Below are 18613 nucleotides of genomic sequence, written 5' to 3'. Positions count from 1 at the left end.
GTTGATGATATTTTAACTCAATACTCCAAGCATTAAGGCAGTTTCATATCACCAGCGACTAACCAGCCCATACGGCGCATGATATAAGCCACCAACCCTGCAACCACCGCAGGCAATATAAACATTAATAGAATAATCGCTGTCCATAATTGTCCAGTGCTCATAATCTCTTGTGACGCTTCAATCACTCCAAACACACCAACCAAACCAGCGGTACCCATACCCGCGCCTGTCGCGGTACAAGCTAATCCAAAACCGACAGTCGCGATAGGCCCAACGATAGCGCTAGCGATGACAGCAGGCAGTAAAACGATAGGCTTTTTAAGCACGTTAGGGATTTGCAGCATACTGGTACCCAAGCCTTGAGAGATGACGCCACTAACGCCATTGTCTTTAAAACTTGCGACAGCAAAGCCAATCATATGCGCTGCACATCCTACCACTGCTGCACCGCCAGCCAAGCCACCAAGCCCAATAGCAATACAAATAGCTGCACTCGACGTTGGTAGGGTCAATAAAATACCAACCACTACGGCGATGACGATACCCATTAGAAGTGGCTGTAATTCAGTAGCGGCATGAATACCCTGACCAATAGCTGCGACCCCCGCTACGATAGGCGGATTAAGAAGTGCGCAAACTAAAAGAGCAATACCGCATACAATTAAGGGCACCAATAAAATATCAAGCTTCGTTTTACCAGCGATCCAAGTGCCAGCACGATAAGCAAACACAGAGGTCAGATAAGCACCGATTGGATTACCCGGCAGTGCTACAAAGGTTGCAGGCCCACCCACTTGCGGCGTAAAAAGCGTGCCTGCCATTAGTGCTTCAGAATGGGCACCAAGCATACCTGCTACAAGGCAGCTAAGCATCACTAGCGTTGGTGCTTTGAGATAATAAGCGATACCTACGCCGATACCAGCACCCATTAATATCGAGGCAAGTTTCCCGACCGCGACCAATGCCGGCAAATCTAACCAACCACCGATTTGCGAGATAATCAGACCTGCGATCAACGTGACAAATAGCCCTAAAGCCATACCAGTAAAAGCATCGATAAAGTATTTTTGAAAGAACGCTTTAATGATGCCTGCTTGCGGTGTTACTGAGTTAGATACTGTCATAGCCATACTCTTAATGGACGTTTAATAGGATAAAACAGCTAGAAAGCTTTTGATAAAATGAAGAGATAAAAAAAGCGTCATTACGACGCTTTTTTTTAATAAATACAATAACTGTAACCTGCCTCATCTAGCGACGCTGCTCAACGATAATAGAGTCTATACCATTGTTCTGTAGGCGCTGCTGTGCCGTCGTCACTGCTTGACGGTTATTCAAAGGACGCGAGATGACTTGATAAATTGGCAAGCCATTACCCGTCGTGTTTTTGACCACGCGAGCATCGACACCCGCCATCAGTACTTGCGCACGGCGACGATCCGCTTCATCTGCATCACTAAAGCTATTGATCTGCAAGATGTAGGTCGCCGCGGGTTTGGCAGCTTGGATACTCGCCGTACCTGCTGCTGCATTATTATTGCGGGTTGTAGCGTTGCTAGTAGCAGGCGGCGTACCATCATAAGTTGCATCTTCTTCAACGACAACGATATCCTCACTAGACCCAGCATTATTACTACCAGCAGGCTCGACAGTCGCATTTTCCGAACCACCGAAGCTGCCCGCTTCTGTACTGCCTGCTGCATCGCTCTCTGGTTGAGTCACGACGACGTCTGGTTCAAACGCACCGATATCACCTATTTGATCATTATCAATATCAGCGATATCTTCATCAGGGATGGTTGCCATCTCTTGATTTGGCAAAATATCGTAGAACTCATAATCGCCATTGTCGGTATCAGTATCCACACGTGGCTGTACTTGGCGATCAGGGTCATTCTCAGCACTACCATCAGCGGGGCTGAAATTGAATAATGGTGAGAGGTAGATAAACACCCCGATCATAAGGGTCAATACGGCCCCAACAAACATCCACAATAAGCCTGATACGCTACTTGATTTGCGCTTTTCTGTTGCGCCTTTAGGTTTTTTGGCTAGCATGGATCTCGTTCTCCCTACTGGATTTAACTATCATCATCGAATTAATGCTATCAGCTGTCTATACTCATGTCACATATTAGAAAAGCACTACATGCTAGACGGTGCAGACAAGCCTAGCAGACTAAGGCCATTTGCTAATACCTGTCTAACGGCTTTTGACAGACGCAAACGTGCTTGCATTAAGTCTAGCTCATCCTGACTTGGCGGTTCACCTGACGTCAAGCTCATTGGCAAGATACGATTGGTGTCATACCAACCATGGAACAATGCCGCCAGCTCTTTTAGGTAGTTGGTTAAGACGTGTGGCTCGTAACCAGTCGCTGCACGAAGTAACGTCGCTGGATATCCTGCTAACAGTTTAATCAGCTCGTCTTCGTTTGGCGCACTTAGCAAGTCTTGATGTGCCAAACCAATGGCATCATCTACGGTCAAATCGTAGGTTGCCAGTTTTTCTAACACGCGGCAAACGCGCGCATGAGCATACTGAATATAATACACTTGATTGTCTTTGCTTTGTGATTTGGCAAGTTCTAAGTCAAAATCAACATGCACTTCAGGCTTACGCGCTACATAGTAGAATCGTGCAGCATCGTTACCCACTTCTGCACGTAGCTCACGTAAGGTCACAAACTGACCAGAACGCGAAGACATTTGTACCTTTTCACTACCGCGCCATAATGCCACAAACTGTACAAGTACCACATCAAGGCGTTCGGCATCGATACCAAGAGCTAGTAGAGCAGCTTTTACGCGTGGGACATAACCATGGTGGTCTGCGCCCCAAACGTTAATGACTTTATCAAAGCCGCGATCAAACTTGTTCTTATGATAAGCGATGTCAGAAGCAAAATACGTCGATTGACCATTTGCACGGCGTACCACACGGTCTTTCTCATCGCCGAAATCAGTCGATTTAAACCAGATGTTGCCATCTTTTTCGTATAAGTAGCCTTTGTCATCTAGTATCTGTAGGACAGGCTCAATCTCGCTATCGATAGATCTTTCGCTAAACCAGCACTCGTAGCTCACGCCAAAGTCATTTAAGTCGTCTTTGATATCTGCCAAAATACTGCTCAATGCCGCGTCTAAAAATAACGCGTAGCTGTCACCTAGCAAAGACTTACTATTGGCAATCAAGCCATCAATGTGCGCTTCTTTATCACCTGAGATAACGGTTTTTTCGCCATCAGCATTAATCTCAAACTGAGCATCTTCTGGCACATCTTTGGCAACGTCTGCAAAGCTATGTACATAGCTATCGCCATGTTGTGTTTTTAGCGTCTGTGCGATGTCACTAACATAATCACCTTGATAGGCGTTAACTGGGAAAGTTATCTCTTCACCATTTAGCTGTAGATAACGTAAATATGTACTGGTGGCCAAGATATCCATTTGACGACCAGCGTCATTGACATAATATTCACGCGTGACGTCATAGCCGATGGCCTCTAGCAAGTTAGCAACGCTCATGCCAAATGCAGCACCGCGACCGTGACCGACGTGCAGACTTGACGTTGGATTGGCAGAAACGAATTCAACCTGGACTTTTTGCCCATCAAACTGATTACTTAAGCCAAAGCGATCTTGCAATGTGAAGATATCGTCCAATACAGAAAACTTAGCTTCCGAGTTTAAAAATACGTTGATAAATCCTGGGCCTGCGATTTCTACTTGGCGAATATCTTGATTGTCAGGCAATGCGCTGACGATTTTTTCAGCAAGTTGACGCGGATTAGCCTTGGCCGCTTTCGCTGCCGTTAGCGCGATATTACTGGCAAAATCACCGTGACTTAAATCTTTTGTACGGGTGATTTGACTGTTGTTTTGCCAATCGCTTGGTAGCGTACCATCTGCTTGTAGGGTTTGAATTGCATCATTAAATAGGGATGCAAGCGTATCAATTTGGGCTTGTGACATAGGAATTTGAACTCAATTAAATAAACAACAAAAACGGTGCGAATGCGAGCAATCGATAACGGCTTATTATAATAGCGGCCGACATTGCAGGGATAGAATAATGTAAAAAGATAAGTAACCTGTAAATATAACAATCTTTGCGCTTTATTGCACCATTTGCGCCAAAATTAGCACTAAAATCTTACCGTTATCAGGATTTGGGCTGACTAATATCAATGATGCAAAACTGATAAATAACTCATAACGTGAATTGTAGCGTTACTGTTGCTCAATACTGGGCAGTCGTTTATACCTGACTGCTTCCACGTTATAATGATGGTTTGTACGGCTCTTCTGAAATATAGAAGACGCGTTACTACTCTATTATAGGATTACGCCATGTTTGCTATTGCCGCCAGTACTGTCACCAGTTGGGGACTGTACGTCTTGTTGCCGATATTCATCGCTTTCTTGTTTTTTATTATGTGGGATATCTCTAAAACATCTGAAGCTGGACGCGCTGGTACTTTTTGGATATTTCTAGCCCTAGGCGCAGGTTCTGTTGGTTTTATCCTTAAGATAGTCATGGAAGTCGCTTTCAAAAAATGGTTAATCTAATTGGCCATTTTTATCACTATCCTTTGATATCGCTTAGGACATAAGTATCAAAACTAAAAATGTAATGTATGGCTTGTGACTGCTGCGCTTGATAAGGTGTCAGTCATTTAAATCAAAGTCTTTTGAATCAAAGCCCCTCAAATCAAAGTCTTCTAAATCAAAAAGCTACTGAGCCTTAGCATTATTCTCTATAACCTGACTCACATACGTTGGTAGGTCCCACGCTCCACCAGCAAAACCTCGGCACATGCCCGTACTAGACTCTTCGCTCTTAGCAAACGTTTCACCATTCCACGTCCATGCAGTACGATTCCAGCAATCACCAATGCCTCGGTCTTTGTGAGTGGCAGAAATCTCACCATCAAAATAATCATTTCCTGCTGTCGTGATAAGCGTAGGTTTGCTAGGTTTTGCATTATCAATGAGCCAATAGCCGTTACTTGAGTTATAAGCGCCTAGCCAGCACGTATGCGTGGCTAAAGTATAGCTATCATCAACCGGTATAAAGTCCCAACCAAGCATCGTAGAGCCATACTCTGACATTCGCTGATATGTTTCAGTCTTTGGGTTAATCAGCTCACAATCGCCCATCACGTCCTTGGACCCTATAAGCTGCTCGGCATTAATATCGACCCACTTATCAATATTTCTCTGAAAATACGCCAGCTTTGATGGAGCAAGTGTTTTATTGTCTTTTGCTGAATACGCAAATGCTTTTTTAATGATTGGTTTTGGCAAGGTTGCTTTAGGACGTTGACGATTTGGATTATTCTTACTGACCAATGCTATCGGCGTCCCTACTCGACCTTGTACATCGTCTAGTTTGAGCAATACTGACGACATACCTTTATCGCTAATCTGCCATTGATTGTCGCCCACTCTAATCTCTATCTTAGTCACTATACGAGCATGATCAACCAGGGCCTGAGTCTGCTTGGCTGATAAGTCGTATAATAGACTGTCTTCTTTGTTGGCTTGCAGCAGTCCATATTTTTTATTACTCAGCCAAAGCTCAGCATGCTTAAGATCATCTAGCGGCACTTCTGATATAAACTGAATTTGCGCTTTTGGCAGAGCTACTTTTGGCAATGCTGTGAACAATATTGAAGCAGGCTCATCTATGAGCGCTTCACTTGCGTATCCAGCCGCTCGACAAGTCCGCGTATTATCACAAACCACTTGCCAGTCGTCTTGTACAAAGCCCCAGCCTTCGGATACAGTCCCATAACCTGCCGTAGCAGGTAGCGATAGCAAGCTGATGGTAGCTACAATCAAAGTCTTTGATGTCTTCATAATGCTTTCCTTATATTAGCTACCGCCATCAATGCTACTTTTTGGCAATCAAAGTCGCGCGCATGGGAGCAGGATATCCTTCGACGGTCTTAGTAGAATCATTAGGATCCAAGAAATCTGCTAACGAATGATAAGTCATCCATTCGGTTTGTCGTTGTTCTTCAGTCGAGGTGACTGCCACATCGACGCAGCGCACATCTGAAAACCCTGCTTTCTCTAACCAGCCAATTAATGCCGCAACCGATGGTAAGAAATAGACGTTATTCATCTGCGCGTAGCGGTCGTGCGGTACCAGTACAGTATTGGCATCACCTTCAATCACTAGCGTCTCAAGTACCAGCTCACCACCTTTGACCAACTGTCCTTTAAGCTGTTGTAAATGCTCAAACGGTGACTGACGATGATAAAGTACGCCCATGCTAAATACGGTATCAAACAGCTGACTGTGCTCAGGTAACGCTTCAAGCGGTACAGGGATATAATGCGTACGGTAGCGGCCTGTATCATGAGCATGAATATGAGCATCTGCGGCACCAACGAAATGACGAATCGCCATAAACTGATGATAAAACAAGCATGATGGATCAATAATAATAACCGTATCCGCGCCAGCCCCTGCCATGCGCCAGCCGTGATAACCAGAGCCACCGCCCACATCCAATACGCGGCGACCGTCTAATCTACTTAAATGCGGCGCAACGCGTTTCCATTTCCAATCACTATGCCACTCAGTATCGATCTTAATACCTGACCCATCATTGCCGATTTGACCGCCAATCTGAAATGGCCCTTTACGCCACGGCATTAACTGCTTTAATAGTGCCATTGTTTGCTTGCGCTGAGACTCATTTAGACTTGCCTCAATCGTCAAAGTATCGCTGTTTAGATCGACATGATTGACAGCTAAGTTTGGCAAACGAGCGACTGACGCTTGGTAGGCAGGCGCATGCGCATAGTTAGCTTTGTCTTTTATATCACCTAGCCATGTTGGTAATCGTTTGAGCCATTCATAAGCGTTTGGCTGCTGCTGTGCCAACTCTAGTAGAGTTAGATATAATTCGCGTTCGGCGTTGATGATAGTGTCATTGAGCATAAAAGCAGGTTACCGTATTGATTGTTATTTAAATGAATAAAATTAAAAGGGTTAAAATAAAGAAAGATAAGTTTTAATATGTAAACTCTTTGAAATTCGTGAACTACGCATTTCCTTGCAGAATTTCTGTTTCACTACGAAGATCGTCGTATTCAAAAACACCATAACCATTGTCCTGACTTTTGAAAACAACTTTGCCTTCTTCTAACCAGTTCCATACATTTTTAGCATCATCAATAATCTCGGGATACAACTTATCTAAGATAGTATCTATATTATGGTTAGATTCCGAAGTTTCGTAGTCTACTAGGCAGAACCCGTATATAACTCCTAGCTTGCCGAGAAAACCATAACCCTTACAATATAACTCATACATCATCCAAATCGCATTACTACAATTTCCATCTCTATCAATAATTGAGTTTAGATATTCTTTTATTCGGTCAGCTTCAAATTTATAAAAATGGACGTATTTCGCAAAACTATCATAAAAATCATCTTCAAAACTATAATCAAATGAAATCAGTTCAAGATATAAATCAGGGTTGCTAGACTCTAATACATCGTCTTTATACAACCATTGCTCAAATGATTGTACGCTCATTTTTTTTATTAACACTTGATGAATATTTTGTTCAACTATAGACGGAATCATATGAACACCTTGTTCGCTCCCAAAGTAAATCCTATTTAAACGCCACAATAGAGACGAAGTTCAAAAACTGAAACCATGTCAGATGACGCGCAAACCCAACTTGATCTAACCGTGCATGATGCTCATCTAAGGTATCAGTAATGAGGACATTTTCTAACGCATTACGCTTGCCGCTAATCTCCATCTCGGTGTAGCCATTGGCACGTTTAAAGTCATAATAACGCTCTACTAACCATGCATCATATTGCTCATCAAACGCATGGGTTTTTTCAGTCAGTACCAATATGCCGCCTTCGCTCAATGCCGCATAAATCTTCTCTAGCACTGCTATCCTATCAGCAGCTGGCAAAAACTGTAGCGTCAAGTTCAAAATCACCATGTCGCACGGCTCAAGCTCAATATCGCGGATATCTGCTGTGATCACTTCGATGTCATGCTTAGGATAATTCTCACTCAGTAGCGTGGTCGCCTCGGTCGTCATCGCTGGCGATATATCAATTGCTTTAATCTGTAAGTCTTGTGGGTCGAACTCACCCGCTAGCGTCATACTGGCGGCACCCAATGAACAGCCCAAGTCATAAACACGACTAACGCGTTGACCACTATCGCTCTGCTGGCGATACTTACAATGACGACGGGCAAATATGGGTAGCATCGCTAGTACCTGTCCATAACCGGGTACACTGCGGCGAATCATGTCAGGAAAACAAGCCACCACTTGCTCATCAAATGAAAAGCGTGCGGCCTTATCCAGTGGCGTGGTAAACGGTTTATCAAATAAGGTGTCATGTTTGATAATAGGCTGGGATTGGCTCATGGGGCGACTCGTTTTTTAGAATAGAACTGAAATTAAGAATTACTGGGTGACTATTGCTTGGTAGTTTTGCTTGTCATTGTCAGTTGAAAACTAAGCAACGTAGCAAAAGCCCATTATAACATTACTGTTTGTTACTTATCGCCTTTGGCTTGCCTGCTAAGCTGAATAAATAGTGCCAAGGGTAATGAAGCGTTTGAAAGAAGCATTGAAAAACGAGAGCATCACTACCAAATATAGCGCTTAACCCATATTTATAATAATAGGAAAAAATTATGCAAACGATCGTATTAGGTGGCGGCTGCTTCTGGTGCACTGAATCTGTATTTTTATCGGTAAAAGGTGTGCAATCTGTCGTCTCAGGCTACATGGGCGGCGATGCTGTCTCTGCTAACTATGAAGCTGTCTGTAGTGGAACGACTGGCCATGTCGAAGTCATCAAAGTCGAATTTGATGAGTCTATCGTCCCGTTAGAAGTAATACTCGATGTCTTCTTTGCCACGCATGATCCCACCACGATGGATCGTCAAGGCAATGATGTTGGTAGTCAGTATCGCAGCGTAGTCTTTTACACCGAAGACAGTCAAAAACCGACCGTTGACCGTACCATCAATAAGTTACGCGATATGGGTGTCAATGTGGTGACGGAAGTACATCCTGCCGTTGAGTTCTACCAAGCAGAAGACTCACATCAAGATTTCTTCAACAGAAATCCAGGACAAGCTTACTGCAACTTTGCAATTCCACCAAAGCTCGCCAAACTGCGTAAAGAATTTAGCAAATATATGGTTAGTTAAATGAGGGTTCGCTAAATTGAATAAGACATTATTTATTCAAAAATTTCCTTAGCCTAATGTTAGATACCAGCCAAACACTTATACTATAGGTGTTTGGCTTTTTACTATTTATACATTTGACATAACCAATCAATATTATTAAAGCTAAATCTATATATAAAAACTTGCAAATAGAGGTCACAGCATGAACCCTGAGTTTTGGCAAAAACGTTGGCAAAAAGGTCGCATTGGATTCAATCAATCTATGGTCAATCCATTACTGATTGAGTATTTCAACCGCCTCAATCTAACTGCGGGTAGCCGAATTTTCGTTCCATTGTGTGGTAAATCTATTGATATGGTTTGGCTAGCGACGCAAGGCTATGACGTAGTGGGCGTTGAGTTGGTCGAAACAGCCGTACAAGAATTCTTTGCTGAGCAAAACATCGAACCTACCGTCTATCAACAGGCAGACAATCCAACGATTAAATACTATCAAGGTCAGTTGTCAGGACAGACCATCACTTTATGGGTCGCTGATATTTTTGCACTGACCGCTAAAGATATTGGCTCTATTGATGCAGTATATGATAAAGCGGCATTAATCGCCCTGCCAGCTGACATGCATGTGAAATATAGTGAGCAAGTGCGGAAACTTAGTAGCGTTACCAGTAAAGTTGATGGTGCTAACAATAAAATAACACCGCAGCTTTTACTCACGCTAAATTACGATCAGCGTAAAAAGAATGGACCACCCTTCTCTATTAATGGCGAACAATTAGAGCAGTATTATAGCGCTCACTACCAAATCAGTGAGCTAGCAAGCGTGCCTTCTTCTATAGGTTCTGCACCTGATATCACCGTCACAGAACAGGTTTGGCTATTGAGCAATAAATAAAAACTCATATAACCTTTAACAAGCTGCTAAATCGCAACGGAGAAAATGAATGAAAATGATAGTCGGTCTAATGAGTGTAATTGCTATTCTGTTAGTTGCTCTGGCAGGCCCATTGTATAAGTTTGGCGTTGTAGAATTAGGTACCGCGTTTGCAGGGTTTAAATTTGGGTTATTTGCTGGTATCGCAGCATTGGTATTGTTGGCTATACAGCTATTATTTAAACGTAATACAGCCAGTATTGGAAGCGCACTAGCCTCAGCCGTACTTGCTGTCACTGCAATCGCTATTCCGCTCAGCATGATGAGTAAAGCCAAAGATGTACCACCTATTCACGATATTTCTACCGATCTGGTGAATCCGCCTGAGTTTGTCGCGACTGCTCCACTACGTGCAGATGCGCCAAATCCCGTAGAGTACGCAGGTGCAGGAGTGGCTGAACAACAACGTACTGCCTACCCTGACTTGCAGACATTGACCTATGCTCAGTCAAAGCCTGAATTGGTTAAGGCATCCAAACAAGCCATTGAGAATTTAGGATGGGAGCTGGTCAATACTGATGCCGATAAAGGCATCGTTGAAGCAACAGAGACGACTGCTTGGTTTGGCTTTAAAGATGATGTGATCATTCGTGTGACTGACAACGATAGCGAGTGCTTAGTTGATATTCGTAGTAAATCACGAGTTGGACAGAGCGATTTGGGCAAAAATGCAGCGCGTATTCATAGCTTTATAGAAGAACTAAATAGTGTGCTAGCCAAATAAACAAGTTCTACCTTCTAAGGAATAGTCCTCGAGTTGAAATACTGTTTAACGCTTTGCATTTTCAGCTCTATGAAATCCTCTTCTAATCTCACGGCAGCGTCAATTTATCGTAACCATTTATAACCTTGGTACTTCGACAGCTTTTCTTTACTGTTTAGATTGGTTACTCTACGTTAATATCACTTCTTGCCTTTCGATAACTATTTTAACGTTTATAGGATATTTTCATGCGTTTGATTCCTTTTTCTACTTTGTCGCTGCTTAGTGTTGCTGTCGGCATCAGCCTTGCTACCACTGCTCAAGCCGCGCAGCCGCCAGCACCTGATTTATCCAATAGCGAGTTTCAACAGTGCTTAGACAATCTAAAAAACTCTAGCAAATTTAGCGGTGTTGATAGCTATACTTTTAATAACTATCGCCCAAGCCAGCCTGATCCTAGTGTCATTCAGTCACTCAACTACCAGCCAGAGTTTCAAAAAGACGTCTGGGACTACTTATCAGCATTGGTAGACAAAGAGCGTGTCGAGGACGGTATCCGAGCCAAGCGTCAATGGGGCTCGACGCTACGTCAAATCGAATCGCGTTATGGCGTAAAAGCTGAACACGTGCTCGGTGTCTGGGGCGTAGAATCTAACTTTGGTCAAACGCTAGGTAAAAAACCATTATTTGAGTCTTTAGCGACCTTGTCTTGTTTCGATCGTCGTCAAAGCTATTTCCAAGGTGAGTACGCCAATGCGCTAAAAATCGTGCAAAACGGTGATATCGCACCAAATGATATGACAGGATCATGGGCAGGTGCTTTTGGACAGACACAGTTTATGCCGAGTACTTTCTTAGAATTGGCCGTGGATTTTGACGGTGACGGTCGCCGTGATTTGGTCAATAGCGTCCCTGATGCACTCGCTTCTACCGCAAACTTCTTGGACAATCGCGGCTATCGTACTGGTGAGCCTTGGGGCTATGAAGTCAAACTACCTGATGGATTTTGGGCCGCTTCGAATCGTAAAGACAAAAAGTCAATAAGCCACTGGCGTGACCAAGGTCTGACATTGGCTAATGGCAGTCCGCTACCATATGATTTGAGCAGTGCAGGCTTATTGTTACCCGCTGGTATGGAAGGCCCTGCTTTCTTAGTTGGTAAAAACTTCGATACTTTCTACTCTTATAATGCCTCAGAAAACTACGCACTGGCTATCGCACACTTATCAGATCTAATCACTCGCGAAGACAGCAGCAAAACAGACTTTATCACTGCGTGGCCGACAGATGATCCTGGTATCAGCCGCCAGCAGGCCAAAGACATTCAGCAAGCGTTGTTAAACGCAGGTTATGATATCGGCGGTGTAGATGGCATCATCGGAGACAATACTCGTACCGCTATCCAGCAATACCAGACTAGTCGCGGTATTTTCCCAGCTGACGGACGCGCAGGTCAAAAGTTCTATCGCGCCATCGTTGGTAATGCAGCGCCGAGTCAAACTCAATACGGCCAGCCTGCAAACAGCCAGCCCCTGAATCCTGCACCTGCCGATCGCATGGGACAATTAATTCAGCAGCAAACGACTGCTCCTAGTAGCTACTCATCTCAGCCATCAGTGAGCTCCTCAACTTCTAGCAATACACGTTATCGCCGCGTTACTGATGCCGATGGCACTATCAAGCTTGTTCGTATAGACCAAGGTTCATAGTAGCAAGATAAGTAATGCTATTTAGACGCACCAAAAAAGCCACGCTAACGATAGCGTGGCTTTTTTATTTATAGATAGTAATTAGAAGAACTTATCCAATTGACTCAAAATATGTGTCTAGACAATAGGTGGTGGCTTAGGTTGACCATTGTCGCCATTCCAGTTTTCACGAGCTTTGTCGTCTAAATCGGCAGCCGTTTTTGGCTCCCACTTACCATTTTCTTTCCAAGTCGCATCGCCCCAATCTTCATCTTCTGCTTTACTGTCTAAATCTTTGTAGGCCTTGCTAGGATCTATACCGCGGCGTTTCATATCTGCTACTTGCTCTTCTAACGTATGAAACTGATCAGCATCATGCATAGACTTTTCTAGACCATCAATCTCTCTTTTTAACTCGTCATTTTTAGCATTGCTCATCGTACGCTCTCCCTAATTATTAATATTATAGTTGTCATTCTCAAACAGCTAACGTTGTTAGCATAGTTAACTGACTGACTTCATTATTACGGGTCTGAGGAATATTCACAAGCATTGCACGTATGCTTTGTATTACAAAACGTAGTCGTGATGCCAGAGTGGACGTTTTAGATAGCTATTTTTGAACGCGCTAGCGAATAATTACTCGTCTTGTTTATTCGTGTTTTAGGTATGATTTTGCAGTAGGTTTTTTGCGTAGAAGGTAAGCTTCCATAGCTCTTGTGATACCCGCGTGCCATAAGTCATTAGTTGCATCCAATTTGCACCGACTAGCTTACGTTGCAAATTATTGATATCAGCTTGAGAGATTTGGCAGCGTGAGACAGCATGAACGTTTGGCATCTCTTTTTTGATGTCTACTTCTGCTTTGGCGGTAATCAAACGATTGATGGCATTTTGCAAGCCATAGCTCGAAAAAGTAGACGGTATTCTCATGAGTGTCATGAGTATCTCGTGCCACGAGAGTGTTAGCGATCTGGTTACGTCCGTTAGATTACCACCCTCATAAGCCTGAGCACTATATTGAATTTCAAAAAACTCCGTTAACACAATTGGCTCACTAACCTTATCCGATATAAAGTCTTCGTCATCAGGACCGTTGTTCTCTACCTCGGTAGTACTAGGTAATATATCGACTGGCTTCTCATACGCGACCTTTTTACTAGTCGTATTCTCTTCGTCATTCGCTCTGACCCAGCCACCTACCATTTTATTATTGGCGACTGCATTATAATGAGCCTGTACCAGTAATGGCTCGATATCTTCTTCCGTATCATAGTAATGTAGTTGATTATCTTGCTTGGTGACTAACTTAATAAACTCTTGAAGTTGTCGGCTAATGACGGCGTCTGGAGAGTGGTTTTTAACCAGCACAATTAGCGGCTTAAGCTTCGCTTTGGCATTGAGATAACTCAAATGCATTTGGCTAACGCCGTTTTTTTGCACAGTCCCGTAGCTGTCGCCAACGATCATGACTGCGTAATCACAAGAGTCAATACACTGACGCCCATAAAAAGAGGCTTTAGATAATTTACTAGAAACATCATAGGTCAGAAATGCGCGCGCCTGAAAAAATATCGCTAAGCTGTCTAGAACCAACAACTGGTCATTGTCAGCGCATATAATATGAATATGATAGCGACGATTCGGCACAATTACCTCTAAGCGTAGGTCGTGACATAAAAAGGATAGGATGTAAAATAGAACACAAAAATCTTGTCTTGCTCAGCCTAGCATACTCTTAGCTTAAAAAGATGCACTCAATTTATTTTAACTGAGTCAACGTTGCATACAGCGTATTGATATCACTAGCTTTGATAATAACTAGTGAGAGTAGTATTGCAATGCCATTTCTGTACCGAGTAAGCGCTCAACTAAAGCGCATAGTCTATCACTATATTTAGTGGCGTGAAAAGTTAATGGCGGTCTAGTAATGGTATTTTTATTACTGGTTTTTTGTGACAGATTTTCTCGTTTTTCACTCATCAATGATGCAGATAAGTTGTTTGCAATCAATAGCTGTCCAACCCGTTCAGCAATCGCTTGACCAGAATCAATGACTTGTATTGATAGCTGCTGCTGTGCAATCTCATCCAATAAAAATGTCTTAAAAAACGGATAATGCGTACATCCCAGCACCAACTGATCGACACCTTCATTAGCAAATACTCGTATCTGTTGACGTAATCTTTCGGCTGTCTCGTCTTGTTCTGACATACCTGCTTCTACCCAAGGTACCAATTGCGGATCAAAATACTTAGTGACTACTGTGTTATTAGGTTGAGCAAAATTGATGATAACATCATCTAATAAGGTGCCATTCAAAGTCGCTTTGGTTGCTAGCACCGCTACATGACCACTCTTACTCGCCAATACCGCAGGCTTCAATGCAGGGACAAGACCCACAATAGGTATATGTGGATAGCAGCGTCGGGCGGTATCTAGCGCATATGCTGAAGCACTGTTGCAAGCAATAACTATTAGCTTACAGCCTTGCTGATGTAACCACTCTACAGCCTTTAGCGTTAGCCCTTCAATATCTTCGCTGTCGCGATTACCATAAGGTACATTTAGCGTATCGGCATAATATACATAACGCTCAGTAGGCAGCTGCTGTGCTAAATGCAAATAAACAGACAAACCGCCAACACCAGAATCAAACACGCCAATGGGCGCGCTACGGTTTCTATCGCTTACAACTGTATTACTAGCATGTTTATTGACATCTGCTAGATCCATAGTTCTGAGACTCTGGTCAACAGATATATCGACACACGGTCTGAGTTTTTCGACTGTCTGGTTTTTGATATCCATCTTTATGCTAATGCCATTATCATATTATTCATCAATTTTATTACCCAGTTAAATGCGCTATATATATGTTACATGTATGACATTACTCTAAGTCGGCTCTCTATCAACTACCTTTATACGATAGGAATTTTTTAAACCAATAGAATCAGGTGACATTATAAAATTATAGCACTCATCGGTATACAGCAATTAATAGATAAACATAATACCTAATCAGTAGGCATCGATAATGAATAAGACTGGCCACCACTCTGTAGCGTCAATATCGTCTTGCCATTTTCTTCTGATAATACTCCAATTTCAGTCAGGTGATAAAAAGTATTGCGGCCAATAAGCGCAGTCAAGCCATTTCTAACCATCATGTAAGGGCGTACCTGTTCTGTAGATGCTAATTCCTGAGAATCTGCAACATCGTCAGCGGTACTCACTTGATTCACTTGATCGCTTTCACTAAAGTCGCTGTCATTAGAATCGCTCTTATTAGAGTTATACGCCTTTAATACGATCGAATGCTCATCGTCTAAGCGAACCACATCTCCTGTCGTCGTTGTAAACTCCAACCAACTCATATCATCTTCATGGACAATACCAACATCATTGATCAGAAGTGGTGCATCTTCAACTTGGATACGGATTTTCTGTACAGGGGTCTTCAGAAAGTACTCAGTATTGCCATTATTTTCTTCTTTCCATAGTATTGTAGCAAACAAGCTGACCAATGACTCACGGGTCATTTGCCCGCCTTCATGCCACCACTCTCCGTTTGCCTTGATAGTCAAATCCATATCAGCAATATCTTCAGGATGCCATTTTTCAAGTGGTGGTATCGCACGCCCTTCGCGAGTCCCTTTCGTAGACTTAATATACTGGCTTAGTGCATCTAAATTATCTAAGCTATCTAGGCTAGAAGGCTTACTGGTTGGTGCTTCCACTATTCTCTCATGGCTGTCTTCAGTGCTATTATTATCGTTATTCATTATTAATCCCTTTATTTAGTATTCAAAGTTTGGCTTATCTATTATTACTATAAATTTTTGTTTCAGGTATGATGAAACTTTATCGTTATAACAACCTCATTTTCTTAACATTACCTTAGCATCGATACTCATAAATGCGTATCGTGTTTGTAGGACTTTTCTTTTATAATGAGTAACGATTTTTTATTGAAATGGTCAAGTGGGTGTTGTATTGATGACACATCTTACGTTATGCGTTGATATCCTTAGATAAATTGGTATTAACCATGACGGGTCAATTGATGCCGCAAAGACAGTTTTATCGGGCAGCCATATGTCTGAGTGACGTTAGCGCCGCAAGTCTATTATTCAGTTGTTAAGCTAATGATGCCCTGAGATAAGCCACTAAAAGTTTAGGAGTAGGTATGCAAGAGCAAGACAATCAAACGCCAGTTATCGATGGTAATACTGTGAATGCTGACGCACCAGTAGCGACAGAGACCGCAACGCTAGATAAAGCAGAACCAGTCGTAGCGCCAGTTGCCGCGGAACCTGAAGTCGAACGCGAATCAATGGAGTTCGATGTCATCATCGTTGGTGGTGGACCTGCAGGTCTGTCTGCTGCCATCCGTTTGCGCCAGCTCGCTATTGAAGCTGGTAATGATGAGTTTATGGTTTGTGTGGTCGAAAAAGGTTCTGAGTTTGGTGCCCATACGTTGTCTGGTGCAGTCATCGAGCCACGCGCTCTAAATGAGCTAATCCCTGACTGGAAAGAGAAAGGTGCGCCGCTTAACGTGCCAGCGACAGAAGATCGTTTTTATTATCTAAACTCTGCCACACGCTCAACTAAAGTGCCTGACTCTTTGATTCCAGGTCCAATGCACAACGATGGCAACTATATTGTCTCGCTAGGTAATGTCGTTCGTTGGTTGGCCGTACAGGCAGAAGAGCTTGAAGTTATGATGTTCCCAGGCTTCCCTGCCGATGACATCTTATACAACGACGACGGTTCGGTCAGAGGTGTGTTAACGGGTGATATGGGTGTGGCCGCCAATGGTGAAGCCAAGCCGAGCTTTGAGCCTGGTTATGAGCTTCTTGCCAAATACACTATTTTTGCCGAAGGTAGCCGTGGGCATTTAGGCAAACGCTTAATCAGCCGTTTTGATCTAGATAAAGACTCTGATCCTCAGCATTATGGTATCGGTCTAAAAGAACTATGGGAAGTTGAGCCTGAAAAGCATGAGCAAGGCGTTGTCATGCATGGTCTTGGCTGGCCATTGACTGAAACTGGCTCTACTGGTGGCTGGTGGTTATACTTTGATGAAAACAACCAAGTAAGCTTTGGTCTTGTGGCGGATTTGTCTTACCACAACCCTTATATGTCTCCATTTGATGAAATGCAGCGCTTGAAAACGCACCCTGTTATCAAAAATGTTTTAGAAGGCGGTAAGCGTATTTCTTATGGCGCCCGTGCGTTGACCAAAGGTGGTCTAAACTCACTACCGAAGTTCACCTTCCCAGGTGGCGTGTTGGTAGGTGATGATGCTGGTTTCTTAAACCCAGCAAAAATCAAAGGCACGCATACCTCGATGAAGTCAGGCATGCTCGCAGCCGAAGCTATTTTTGAGGCGCTGCAAGCTGACCGTCAGCATGATGAAGTGGTTGCTTATAGCACAATGTACAAAGAGTCATGGTTGTATCAAGATAACTATGAGTCGCGCAACTTCTCACCTGCGATTCACCGTATGGGTCTGTTCATGGGCGGCGCTTTCACCTTTATCGAGCACAACTTGCTAAAAGGTAAAATGCCATTTACTTTACATGACAATATCCCAGATTATGATCAGTTGGAGCGGGCTAACCATGCTTATCAACCAACTTATCTTAAGCCTGATGGTAAGTTGGTATTTGATAAATTGTCGTCGGTATTTATCTCTAATACCAACCATGCAGAAGATCAGCCAACGCATCTAAAACTTACTGATCCAACGGTACCTATTTCAATCAACTTACCGTTGTACGCTGAGCCTGCACGTTTATACTGCCCAGCGGGTGTATACGAAGTGGTTAAAGATGCTGAGGGTGCTAAGTTTGTCATCAATGCACAGAACTGCGTGCATTGTAAGACCTGTGATATCAAAGACCCTTCACAGAACATCACTTGGGTAACGCCAGAAGGTGGCGGTGGTCCTAACTACCCAAACATGTAAATCAGGATAATTCTGGTTTGAGCTGGTATATTTAATATCATTAAAACTGCGCTCCAATAAAAACCGCCCTTCTCTTCATAAGAGTCGGGCGGTTTTTTAATA

General features: G+C 43.2%; 17 protein-coding genes. 6 read left to right on the top strand and 11 right to left on the bottom strand.

Features of this window, described 5'->3' with window-relative positions:
• Positions 1-32: 32 nt before the first annotated feature.
• The 3 genes from ACTXGF_RS15065 to argS form a co-directional block, all read right to left on the bottom strand.
• Positions 33-1127, bottom strand: a complete 1095-nt coding sequence (locus tag ACTXGF_RS15065) for a PTS sugar transporter subunit IIC (protein WP_443535534.1) — start codon at positions 1125-1127, stop codon at positions 33-35.
• A 127-nt stretch (positions 1128-1254) separates the two neighbouring features.
• On the bottom strand, positions 1255-2061 hold the full coding sequence (locus ACTXGF_RS15060; RefSeq protein WP_443535535.1) for an SPOR domain-containing protein: 807 nt from the start codon (positions 2059-2061) through the stop codon (positions 1255-1257).
• 87 nt (positions 2062-2148) lie between these two features.
• Positions 2149-3978 carry an arginine--tRNA ligase gene (gene argS / locus ACTXGF_RS15055; protein WP_443535537.1) on the bottom strand — a complete coding sequence of 610 codons (1830 nt, stop codon included), beginning with the start codon at positions 3976-3978 and terminating at the stop codon, positions 2149-2151.
• Between the two features lie 378 nt (positions 3979-4356).
• On the opposite strand from argS, the gene ACTXGF_RS15050 reads away from it, so the two are divergent.
• Complete coding sequence (locus tag ACTXGF_RS15050) at positions 4357-4575, top strand: DUF2788 domain-containing protein (RefSeq protein WP_101205310.1); 219 nt, start codon at positions 4357-4359, stop codon at positions 4573-4575.
• 165 nt (positions 4576-4740) lie between these two features.
• Here the strand turns inward: ACTXGF_RS15050 and ACTXGF_RS15045 are convergent, their stop codons facing one another.
• From ACTXGF_RS15045 to cmoA, 4 genes are all read right to left on the bottom strand, one after another.
• A complete protein-coding gene (locus tag ACTXGF_RS15045) occupies positions 4741-5868 on the bottom strand; it encodes a DUF1176 domain-containing protein (RefSeq protein ID WP_443535539.1) in 1128 nt (375 codons plus the stop codon).
• A gap of 34 nt (positions 5869-5902) precedes the next feature.
• A complete protein-coding gene (gene cmoB, locus ACTXGF_RS15040) occupies positions 5903-6961 on the bottom strand; it encodes a tRNA 5-methoxyuridine(34)/uridine 5-oxyacetic acid(34) synthase CmoB (RefSeq protein WP_443535541.1) in 1059 nt (352 codons plus the stop codon).
• A 103-nt stretch (positions 6962-7064) separates the two neighbouring features.
• Positions 7065-7616 (bottom strand): hypothetical protein, encoded by a 552-nt coding sequence (locus ACTXGF_RS15035; RefSeq protein WP_443535543.1) that lies wholly within the window; start codon positions 7614-7616, stop codon positions 7065-7067.
• A gap of 31 nt (positions 7617-7647) precedes the next feature.
• Complete coding sequence (gene cmoA / locus ACTXGF_RS15030; protein ID WP_443535545.1) at positions 7648-8433, bottom strand: carboxy-S-adenosyl-L-methionine synthase CmoA; 786 nt, start codon at positions 8431-8433, stop codon at positions 7648-7650.
• 272 nt (positions 8434-8705) lie between these two features.
• On the opposite strand from cmoA, the gene msrA reads away from it, so the two are divergent.
• The 4 genes from msrA (at position 8706) to ACTXGF_RS15010 (ending at position 12555) form a co-directional block, all read left to right on the top strand.
• Positions 8706-9227 carry a peptide-methionine (S)-S-oxide reductase MsrA gene (gene msrA, locus ACTXGF_RS15025; RefSeq protein ID WP_057761837.1) on the top strand — a complete coding sequence of 174 codons (522 nt, stop codon included), beginning with the start codon at positions 8706-8708 and terminating at the stop codon, positions 9225-9227.
• A 184-nt stretch (positions 9228-9411) separates the two neighbouring features.
• Complete coding sequence (gene tmpT / locus ACTXGF_RS15020) at positions 9412-10104, top strand: thiopurine S-methyltransferase (protein ID WP_443535547.1); 693 nt, start codon at positions 9412-9414, stop codon at positions 10102-10104.
• A gap of 49 nt (positions 10105-10153) precedes the next feature.
• Positions 10154-10867 (top strand): DUF1499 domain-containing protein, encoded by a 714-nt coding sequence (locus ACTXGF_RS15015; RefSeq protein WP_443535549.1) that lies wholly within the window; start codon positions 10154-10156, stop codon positions 10865-10867.
• A gap of 227 nt (positions 10868-11094) precedes the next feature.
• A complete protein-coding gene (locus ACTXGF_RS15010; protein ID WP_443535551.1) occupies positions 11095-12555 on the top strand; it encodes a lytic murein transglycosylase in 1461 nt (486 codons plus the stop codon).
• 117 nt (positions 12556-12672) lie between these two features.
• Here the strand turns inward: ACTXGF_RS15010 and ACTXGF_RS15005 are convergent, their stop codons facing one another.
• The 4 genes from ACTXGF_RS15005 to ACTXGF_RS14990 form a co-directional block, all read right to left on the bottom strand.
• Positions 12673-12972, bottom strand: coding sequence for a hypothetical protein (locus ACTXGF_RS15005; RefSeq protein WP_057761845.1), 300 nt, complete (start codon positions 12970-12972; stop codon positions 12673-12675).
• A 225-nt stretch (positions 12973-13197) separates the two neighbouring features.
• Entirely contained in the window at positions 13198-14184 is a 987-nt protein-coding gene (locus ACTXGF_RS15000) for a DUF4062 domain-containing protein (protein ID WP_443535553.1), read from the bottom strand.
• 171 nt (positions 14185-14355) lie between these two features.
• Complete coding sequence (gene murI, locus ACTXGF_RS14995) at positions 14356-15270, bottom strand: glutamate racemase (protein ID WP_443535573.1); 915 nt, start codon at positions 15268-15270, stop codon at positions 14356-14358.
• 284 nt (positions 15271-15554) lie between these two features.
• A complete protein-coding gene (locus ACTXGF_RS14990) occupies positions 15555-16322 on the bottom strand; it encodes a DUF1285 domain-containing protein (protein WP_443535555.1) in 768 nt (255 codons plus the stop codon).
• Between the two features lie 551 nt (positions 16323-16873).
• Between ACTXGF_RS14990 and ACTXGF_RS14985 the strand changes: the two genes are divergently transcribed.
• Positions 16874-18511: an electron transfer flavoprotein-ubiquinone oxidoreductase gene (locus ACTXGF_RS14985; protein WP_057762658.1), complete on the top strand. Its 1638-nt coding sequence runs from the start codon at positions 16874-16876 to the stop codon at positions 18509-18511.
• The last annotated feature ends 102 nt before the right edge of the window (positions 18512-18613 follow it).

Origin of the sequence: Psychrobacter sp. 1Y6, assembly GCF_052258385.2 — a bacterium.
In the GTDB taxonomy this organism is placed as follows: Bacteria; Pseudomonadota; Gammaproteobacteria; order Pseudomonadales; family Moraxellaceae; genus Psychrobacter.
Note: the sequence above shows the minus strand (reverse complement) of the source record. Positions and strands in the feature narration are given on the sequence as shown.

What these genes read in the sequence shown, in the direction of transcription:
- cmoB (WP_443535541.1), bottom strand. Translation starts at nt 6,961, where the DNA reads ATGCTCAATGACACTATCATCAACGCCGAACGCGAATTATATCTAACT.
- ACTXGF_RS15045 (WP_443535539.1), bottom strand. Translation starts at nt 5,868, where the DNA reads ATGAAGACATCAAAGACTTTGATTGTAGCTACCATCAGCTTGCTATCG.
- tmpT (WP_443535547.1), top strand. Translation starts at nt 9,412, where the DNA reads ATGAACCCTGAGTTTTGGCAAAAACGTTGGCAAAAAGGTCGCATTGGA.
- ACTXGF_RS15060 (WP_443535535.1), bottom strand. Translation starts at nt 2,061, where the DNA reads ATGCTAGCCAAAAAACCTAAAGGCGCAACAGAAAAGCGCAAATCAAGT.
- ACTXGF_RS14990 (WP_443535555.1), bottom strand. Translation starts at nt 16,322, where the DNA reads ATGAATAACGATAATAATAGCACTGAAGACAGCCATGAGAGAATAGTG.
- ACTXGF_RS15005 (WP_057761845.1), bottom strand. Translation starts at nt 12,972, where the DNA reads ATGAGCAATGCTAAAAATGACGAGTTAAAAAGAGAGATTGATGGTCTA.
- cmoA (WP_443535545.1), bottom strand. Translation starts at nt 8,433, where the DNA reads ATGAGCCAATCCCAGCCTATTATCAAACATGACACCTTATTTGATAAA.
- ACTXGF_RS15010 (WP_443535551.1), top strand. Translation starts at nt 11,095, where the DNA reads ATGCGTTTGATTCCTTTTTCTACTTTGTCGCTGCTTAGTGTTGCTGTC.
- ACTXGF_RS14985 (WP_057762658.1), top strand. Translation starts at nt 16,874, where the DNA reads ATGGAGTTCGATGTCATCATCGTTGGTGGTGGACCTGCAGGTCTGTCT.
- ACTXGF_RS15015 (WP_443535549.1), top strand. Translation starts at nt 10,154, where the DNA reads ATGAAAATGATAGTCGGTCTAATGAGTGTAATTGCTATTCTGTTAGTT.
- msrA (WP_057761837.1), top strand. Translation starts at nt 8,706, where the DNA reads ATGCAAACGATCGTATTAGGTGGCGGCTGCTTCTGGTGCACTGAATCT.
- ACTXGF_RS15065 (WP_443535534.1), bottom strand. Translation starts at nt 1,127, where the DNA reads ATGACAGTATCTAACTCAGTAACACCGCAAGCAGGCATCATTAAAGCG.
- murI (WP_443535573.1), bottom strand. Translation starts at nt 15,270, where the DNA reads ATGGATCTAGCAGATGTCAATAAACATGCTAGTAATACAGTTGTAAGC.
- ACTXGF_RS15050 (WP_101205310.1), top strand. Translation starts at nt 4,357, where the DNA reads ATGTTTGCTATTGCCGCCAGTACTGTCACCAGTTGGGGACTGTACGTC.
- argS (WP_443535537.1), bottom strand. Translation starts at nt 3,978, where the DNA reads ATGTCACAAGCCCAAATTGATACGCTTGCATCCCTATTTAATGATGCA.
- ACTXGF_RS15035 (WP_443535543.1), bottom strand. Translation starts at nt 7,616, where the DNA reads ATGATTCCGTCTATAGTTGAACAAAATATTCATCAAGTGTTAATAAAA.